The sequence below is a fragment of the Helicobacter canis genome, assembly GCF_008693005.1.
GTDB lineage: Bacteria > Campylobacterota > Campylobacteria > Campylobacterales > Helicobacteraceae > Helicobacter_B > Helicobacter_B canis.
On the sequence record NZ_VXKE01000011.1, the window covers coordinates 1 to 939 of the forward strand.

1 protein-coding gene is annotated in these 939 nt (G+C 42.1%); it reads right to left on the reverse strand.

Annotation, left to right across the window (positions count from 1 at the left end):
* On the reverse strand, positions 1–939 hold a 939-nt coding region (locus F4V45_RS09395; protein WP_246144996.1), incomplete at both ends, for an autotransporter outer membrane beta-barrel domain-containing protein.

Here is a 939-nt window from a genome sequence, read left to right on the forward strand (position 1 = left end):
GGGGCTTTGTATGGCGATATTGCTAGAATCTGGTGTGATATTTGACTCTGGATTGGCGTTGATAAATTTATCACCACCATTTATCTCACCAACATTGATAGCATAGTAGCTAAGTCCTCCCATAGGCTTAAAGACTAGGGATTTATTGCTTGTGCCAAAGATGTAGCCATAGTGGGCATTGATGTTGATTGTGTGGGTGTTGTAGCCATAGCTTTGTCCTAAAGAAGAAAGCCAGACATTATCTCTTGTAACAATATCTTCATTATTCACTCCTAGGGTGTAGTTTGCAGTGAAGTCTATCTCGTGATTAGCGATAAATGCCCTAGAGTAGAATCCTGCATTGACATTGTGGCTGTGGTTTTTGAGTAAATCTGCGCTGTAAGTCCCATAGCCATAGGAAGTAGAGCCACCAAGGATTAGCCCATTCTCCCCTAGGGGGATAAAGCGGTCATAGCCAGCGTTTAGTCCATAGAGTGTGCCATTGCCATTTTTGACAAAATTTGTGCTGCCAATAGCTGTCGCCCAGACATTATTCATAAAGTCGTGGCGATTGCTAAACTTATACAAAAAGGCAGGGTTTTTCCTAGGAGATGTATCACTTGCTATATTGCTAGATTCTGCATAGTGGGGGAGAGTGGCTAGAGACTTAGCCCTTAGAGCTGCAAAGGCATTGCTCGCATTGTTTGTGTTAAAGTTTGAGAGCTTGACTAGGCGATTGCTCCTAGCAATATCTGCTGCAAGCCTTGTAGAAGCAGAAGTAGAAGTCTTTCTATCAATAGAGGCGATTTGATCTAGGGTGTTGTTAAGCTGATTGGCTGTGTGTAAGAAGAAGTCTAAATCATAGTTTAAGACATTTGCTCCTGTCCAAGTGATACCTTTATCATAGATAGAGAGAAAGTTTAGCCACTCAAAGATGTCAGATTCTACCTGTGTGGCATT